The sequence below is a fragment of the Streptomyces ziwulingensis genome (genome assembly GCF_039542605.1).
Taxonomy (GTDB): Bacteria; Actinomycetota; Actinomycetes; order Streptomycetales; family Streptomycetaceae; genus Streptomyces; species Streptomyces ziwulingensis.
Map to the genome: position 1 here is coordinate 22,342 of NZ_BAABIG010000029.1, position 6,497 is coordinate 28,838.

General features: G+C 74.0%; 5 protein-coding genes and 1 pseudogene. 4 read left to right on the plus strand and 2 right to left on the minus strand.

What is annotated here, in order from left to right; genetic code table 11:
- Window positions 1–48: 48 nt before the first annotated feature.
- On the plus strand, window positions 49–1,050 hold the full coding sequence (locus ABEB00_RS17025; RefSeq protein ID WP_345620560.1) for a DNA-3-methyladenine glycosylase family protein: 1,002 nt from the start codon (window positions 49–51) through the stop codon (window positions 1,048–1,050).
- A 31-nt stretch (window positions 1,051–1,081) separates the two neighbouring features.
- Here the strand turns inward: ABEB00_RS17025 and manB are convergent, their stop codons facing one another.
- On the minus strand, window positions 1,082–2,164 hold the full coding sequence (manB, locus tag ABEB00_RS17030; protein WP_345620561.1) for a mannose-1-phosphate guanylyltransferase: 1,083 nt from the start codon (window positions 2,162–2,164) through the stop codon (window positions 1,082–1,084).
- 135 nt (window positions 2,165–2,299) lie between these two features.
- On the minus strand, window positions 2,300–3,706 hold the full coding sequence (locus ABEB00_RS17035) for a peptidoglycan recognition protein family protein (RefSeq protein ID WP_345620563.1): 1,407 nt from the start codon (window positions 3,704–3,706) through the stop codon (window positions 2,300–2,302).
- A 140-nt stretch (window positions 3,707–3,846) separates the two neighbouring features.
- On the opposite strand from ABEB00_RS17035, the gene ABEB00_RS17040 reads away from it, so the two are divergent.
- From ABEB00_RS17040 to ABEB00_RS17050, 3 genes and pseudogenes are all read left to right on the plus strand, one after another.
- The gene (locus tag ABEB00_RS17040; RefSeq protein WP_345620564.1) at window positions 3,847–4,608 is read left to right on the plus strand and encodes a TIGR03089 family protein; all 762 of its coding nucleotides are present in this window, start codon (window positions 3,847–3,849) and stop codon (window positions 4,606–4,608) included.
- A 151-nt stretch (window positions 4,609–4,759) separates the two neighbouring features.
- Window positions 4,760–5,998, plus strand: a complete 1,239-nt coding sequence (locus ABEB00_RS17045) for an LCP family protein (RefSeq protein WP_345620565.1) — start codon at window positions 4,760–4,762, stop codon at window positions 5,996–5,998.
- A 243-nt stretch (window positions 5,999–6,241) separates the two neighbouring features.
- Window positions 6,242–6,497: pseudogene (locus tag ABEB00_RS17050) on the plus strand (LCP family protein); the annotation flags it as partial.

A 6,497-nucleotide genomic window follows, 5' to 3' on the forward strand; every position in this document is an offset into this window, starting at 1 on the left:
CTACCCTCGTAGGGACCACACCCCTCTCCCTTCCCGAGGACCTCACCCGTGGCAGGACGTTTCACGCCCCGGCCCACCCGCACGACGGTGCGCGGCGGGCATGTCGTCGTACCCACACGGGTGCCGCGGCCGGCGGGGGCGCCGGGAAAGGTCCGTACGTGGGTTCCCGACGGGCCGCTCGACCTGGGCCTGGTGCTCGGGCCGCTGCGCCGCGGTCCCGGCGATCCGACGTTCCGGGCGCTGCCGGACGGCTCGGTGTGGCGCGCGAGCCGGACGCCCGCCGGGCCCGGCACGCTACGGGTCACCGTGCGGGGGGCCGAGGTGCGGGGCGAGGCGTGGGGGCCCGGGGCGGAGTGGCTGCTGACGGAACTGCCCCGGATGCTCGGCGCGCGGGACGACCCGGCCGCGTTCACGCCCAGGCACCGGCTGCTGGCGCTGACGGCGCATCGGCGGCCGGGGCTGCGGCTCGGGCGGAGCGGGCTGGTGCTGGAGTCGTTGATCCCGACGGTTCTGGAGCAGAAGGTCACGACGGTCGAGGCGTACCAGGCGTGGCGGCTGCTCGTCGGGCGGTTCGGGGAGCCGGCGCCGGGACCCGTGCCCCCGGGGATGTACGTGCTGCCGGCGGCGCGGACCTGGGCGCTGATCCCGTCCTGGGAGTGGCGCCGGGCGAACGTCGACGACAAGCGGGCGTCCACGATCCTGCGGGCCGTGCGGGTCGCCGCGCGGCTGGAGGAGGCGGTGCGGATGGAGCCGGCGGCGGCGCGGGAACGGCTGGAGGTCGTGCCGGGGATCGGGCCGTGGACCTCGGCGGAGGTCGTACAGCGCAGTCATGGGGCGCCGGACGCGGTGACGGTCGGGGATCTGCACCTGCCGGGGATCGTGGGGTTCGCGCTGGGCGGGAACCGGGAGGCGGACGACGCGGAGATGCTGCGGCTGCTGGAGCCGTATGCCGGGCAGCGGCACCGGGCGGCCCGGCTGATCCTGCTGAGCGGACGGGTGCCACCACGGAGAGCTCCACGGATGGCTCCGCGGGACATCGGGAGTCTTTGAGGGCCGGGGGGGGCCGCCGCACCCGCCCCCGTCAGCGATCGGACGAGAAGCGGAGCGCCCCCGCCGGAATCCGGGCGTCGCACCACACCCGCACCCCGTCGCGGAGTTCGTTGTCCGCGCCGACCACCGCACCGTCGCCGATCACCGTGCCGGTGAGCACCGAGCGGGTGCCCACCCGGGCGCGTCGCCCTATGAGGGAGTCGGTGACGACGGCCCCCGGTTCGATCACCGCGCCGGGCAGGATCGTGGAGCCGCAGACCCGCGCGCCCTCCGCGACGAACGCCCCCTCGCCCACCACCGTCCCGCCGGTCAGCTTGGCGTCGGCCGCGACGATCGCCGTGGGCAGCACCAGCCGGTCGCCGCAGCCCCCCGGCACCGCCGGGGACGGGGCCCGCCCGAGGACCAGGTCCGCCGAGCCGCGCACGAACGCCGCCGGCGTGCCCAGGTCCAGCCAGTACGTCGAGTCGACCATGCCCTGGAGGTGCGCCCCGGTCGCCAGCAGCTCCGGGAACGTCTCCCGTTCCACCGAGACCGGCCGGCCCGCCGGGATCGTGTCGATGACCGAGCGGCGGAAGACGTACGCCCCCGCGTTGATCTGGTCGGTGACGATCTCCTGCGGTGTCTGCGGCTTCTCCAGGAACGCCAGGACGCGTCCCGTGGCGTCCGTCGGCACCAGCCCGTACGCCCGCGGGTCCGGCACCTTCGTCAGGTGCAGGGAGACGTCCGCGCCCGACCCCTCGTGCGTGCGGACCAGCGCCCCGATGTCCAGGCCGGTCAGGATGTCGCCGTTGAAGACGAGCACCGGCTCGTCCGGCCCGGAGCGCAAGTGCGACGCCACGTTCCGGATGGCCCCGCCCGTGCCGAGCGGCTCCGCCTCCGTGACGTACTCGATGTGCAGCCCGAGCGACGATCCGTCGCCGAAGTACGGCTCGAAGACCTCGGCCAGATAGCTGGTGGCGAGCACGACGTGCTCGACCCCCGCCGCTCTGGCCCGCGCGAGCTGATGCGTGAGGAACGGCACCCCCGCCGCCTGGACCATCGGTTTCGGCGTGTGCACCGTGAGCGGGCGCAGCCGCGTGCCCTTGCCGCCGACCAGGAGGATCGCTTCTGTCACCTGTCGTCTCTGCTTCCTGCCGGGACCGGCCGAACCCTCTTTCGACCGGCCAGTGTATGCAGACCGTTCGCGGCGTCCTCACCGGGCGCGGGTGTGTTCCGTCCTGGGCCTGTCTGACAGATCCCCGCCTGCCGCTCAGCGCCCCTGGTACCGGGCCGCGGTCGAGCGGGCCGTGCCGAGCTTGCCGTAGAGCTGTTTGCCCGGGCAGTCGGTGGCGAATCCGTCCCGGTGCCCGGAGATCACGTTCAGGCGTACGTTCCTGCCTTTGCGGTAGCGGTTGCCGCCCCCGGACTTCAGGTACGTCTTGCCACGCGGGTTCATCCCGTACAGGCCGAGCTTCCAGGCCGTCAGCCGGGAGAGGGCCTTCACCGCCGCGGCGGACGGCTTCTTGGAGCCGTAGGTGCCGAGGACGACGACGCCCATGCTGTCGCTGTTGAAGCCGCGGGTGTGCGCGCCCAGTACCGGCTTGGCCACGCCACCGGCCCGGCCCTCGTAGATCTTCCCGCACCTGTCGATGAGGAAGTTGTAGCCGACGTCCCGCCAGCCCATGCTCCGGACGTGGTAGCGGTAGATGCCCCGGATGATCGACGGGACCTGCGCGCAGCGGTAGTTGTTGCCGGTGGCCGAGTGGTGCACGAAGGCCGCCTTGACCTTCTTCGTGTACTTGAACCCCCGCTCCCGCAGCCCCTCGTCCGCGCCCCAGCCGCGCCGGGTGACGATCCCCGGGCGCGGACCGATGTGCGGCTTGGCGCGCAGCGCCTGGTCCGGCCGCTGCCCGGTGAGCGCGCCCACACCCAGGGCGAGCAGTTCGTTCTCGGTCTCGGCCCGGCTCAGCTCCGGGATCTCGTCGGCGTCGAGCGGCGCAGCGCCCCGGCCCGGCTCGACGAGTTCGAGCCGCAGCCCGCCGGGGAGAGCGGCGGGCGGGACGGCCCGCTCAGCACCCCCGGCCCGCGCCACACCCGCCGCACCGCCCTCGTCGCCCGGCGCGCCCTCGTCGCTCGGCGCGCCCTCGTCGCCCGCCGCGCTCCCCGCACCCTCGTCGCCCGCCGCGCCCTCCTCGCGCTCCGCCTCCCGGACCCGCACCTCCACGCCGTCGCTGTCACCGACCCACAGCGGTGCGGTGGCGCCGCGTACCCGGCCCGAGGTGCGCTCCGGGGTGTCCGGGTCGGGGCCGTGCTCGGAGTCGTGGGTCCGCAGGTGCCGCCAGTCGGACCAGGTCCCGGTGCCGGTGGCACGGGTGCGGACCTGGACGCTGCCGTGCAGTTCGGTGTCGGGGTCGTCCCAGACGACCCCGACCAGGGAGAAGTGCCGTACGTCCCGGGGTGCCAGGCCCGGTTCGGGGGCGCCGGTGGCGCGGTCGCCGGCCGACGGGCCGAACGGCAGTGACTGGGTGCTGCCGGGGACGTAGCCCTCGGCGGGGAGGGCCGCCCTGGGGGCGGCCGCCGCCGGTGCCGACGCCGCGGCCAGGGCGGGCGGCGCCGACGGCAGGGCGAGGGCGGTCGCACAGGTGACGCCGATCGAGGAAACAAGGAATCCACGCATGCCCCTGATCCTGGACATGATCGTACATATCTGTCCATCGCGGACTTGACGGACCACCAGGAGACGTTGGTCCGATCCGGTGGCGGCGAGGGGGCCCGAGGGTCCGTCGCGCCCGGCGGGTCCCGCGTACGCTTGCGTGGGTGAACGCGACCGACCGCACCCCTGCCGACCTGCTGAGTTCCGCGCTCGCCGCGGACCCGGGACGCCCCCTGACGACCTTCTACGACGATGCCACGGGCGAACGTGTCGAACTGTCCGTGGCCACCTTCGCCAATTGGGTGGCCAAGACCGCCAATCTCCTCCAGGACGAACTGTCCGTGGCACCCGGCGACCGGGTCGCCCTGCTGCTGCCCGCGCACTGGCAGACGGCGGTGTGGCTGCTGGCCTGCGCCTCGGTCGGCGCCGTCGCCGACCTCGCCGGGGACCCCGCGGCGGCGGACGTGGCGGTGAGCGGGCCGGAGCCGGAGTCGCTCCGCGCGGCACGCGCCTGCTCCGGTCCCCGTCTCGCGCTGGCACTGCGCCCGCTGGGGGGCCGCTTCCCGCAGGTGCCCGAGGGCTTCGCCGACTACGCGGTGGAGGTGCCGGGCCAGGGCGACCGCTTCGTGCCGTACGCGCCGGTAAACCCCGACGAGCCCGCGCTGATCGTGGCCGGGCGGGAGTTCAGCGGCGCCGAGGTGGTCGAGCGGGCCCGCGCGGAGGCGACCGGACTCGGGCTGACGGGACCGGGGGCCCGCATCCTGTCCGGGCTGCCGTACGACACCTGGGAGGGGCTGAACGCCGGGCTGTACGGGCCGCTCGCGACCGGCGGCTCGGTGGTGCTGTGCCGGCACCTGGACCGGCTCGCCCCGGACGCGCTGGACCAGCGGATCGAGTCGGAGCGGATCACGGCGACGGCCCGGTGAGCCCGGCGCCTCCGTAGGGAGCCCCGGCGCACCCGCAGCGAGCGCCGTCCCCCGTTCGGCGCACCCCCACCCGCCCCCCGCCCCGCATCGGGGCCATGGTCGTAGGAGCAGCAGGCACGCGGGACGCTCGTACGGCGGGAGGGGTCCACAGGTGACGGACACCGCAGGGGGCCCCGGGGGCGGCAAGGGCACCCTCGGGCCGGGAGCGGGGTCGTCCGCGACCGGCGGCGGGCTGCGGCGCGTCCGCAGACGGCGGTGGCTGCGCCGGGCGTCCCTGGTGACGGTGGCCGTACTGGTCGGCGCCGCCGCCATCGGGTGGACGCTGTACACCAAGCTGGACGGCAACATCACGCCCGACGAGGCGGCGGCGGCCGAACTCGCCCGGTACGAGAGGGAGCGCCCGACCGCGCTGGTGCGCGGGGCGCAGAACGTCCTGGTGATCGGCTCGGACTCGCGGTCGGGGAAGGACAACGCCCGCTACGGCCGCGATCCGGGGACCGAGCGGTCGGACACCGCGATACTGCTGCACCTGGCCGCGGGCCGGCGCAGCGCCACCGCCGTCTCCCTGCCCCGGGACCTGATGGTGGCCGTGCCCGGCTGCCGCCGCCCGGACGGCTCGCGCACCGAGCCGGTCTTCACGATGTTCAACTACGCCTTCGAGGTGGGCGGTTCGGCCTGCTCGATCCGGACGGTGGAGAAGCTGACCGGCATCCGGGTCGACCACCACGTGGTCGTCGACTTCCACGGCTTCAAGGAGATGGTCGACGCGGTCGACGGCGTCGAGATCTGCCTGCCCGAACCGGTCGACGACAAGGCCGCCAGGCTCCGGTTGCCCGCGGGCCGCAGCACGCTGGACGGCGAGCGGGCGCTCGGTTACGTCCGGGTCCGCAAGTCGCTCGGCGACGGCAGCGACACCGACCGGATGGAGCGGCAGCAGCGGTTTCTCGGCGCGTTCGTCAGCAAGGTGCGGAGCAATGACGTCCTGCTGAATCCGGTGAAGCTCTATCCCGTGCTGAACGCGGCGACTTCCGCTCTCACCACCGACCCGGCGCTGGCTAATCTGCGCGGTTTGTACGATCTCGTGCGGGGCCTGCGCAACATCCCCACCGAAGCCGTGCAATTCCTCACCGTTCCCCGGGAGTCATGGCCGCGGGACGCCAATCGCGACCAGCTCGCCCAACCGGCGGCGCAGCGGCTGTTCACCCGTTTGCGGACGGATGAGCCGGTCGCGGTGGCGCGGGAATCCGGCACCGGCAACTCCCACGGTCACGGCACGTACGGGCACGGCGACACACCGTCCGCGGAAAAGCCTTCCGGCCCGCCCGGCCAGAACGCGTCGTCGGCGCCGACTTTCCGGGGGAACACGGCCGCCGAGGACGCCTGCGGGTAAAGCGGGCTCCAAGGCTTTCCACAGAAACGAGTCCTTGTTCGGGTTAATGAGTGGATTGCCCGGTTGTAAGCTTCGTGGAATGTGTCACCGGAGTCCCCGCGCGTTGAACTGGGCCGTTAGTGTGAGCGATCCGGTGTGCCCGGCAACGAGATTCCCTCGCGAGGCCGCGCACTGATCGACCGAGACCCGAGCGCCTTCGGAGGGGGAGGCGCCGCGTGGCCCCGACGGAGGATTCGGACAACCGTGGACGCGCAAGGCCGTGGGCGGGCGGAGAACATCGACCCCGCAGACCAGTGGGTGCTGAACCCGCGCACCGGCGAATACGAATTGCGACTGACCCCCTCCGCACCGCAGTCACCGGTCCCCGGACCCCGCAGATCCGCGCGCGGCCGGGGCGACCGCGACGGCGACGACAGCAGCGGCAGTAACGGCGGCGACAGCGACAGCGGCGGCACCGCCGGGAGCGCCAGGAGCGCCGGGGCCAGGAGCGGCCGGGCCG

Excerpts from the sequence above, each read along its gene's own strand:
- ABEB00_RS17035 (WP_345620563.1), bottom strand. The coding sequence starts at position 3,706 with ATGCGTGGATTCCTTGTTTCCTCGATCGGCGTCACCTGTGCGACCGCC.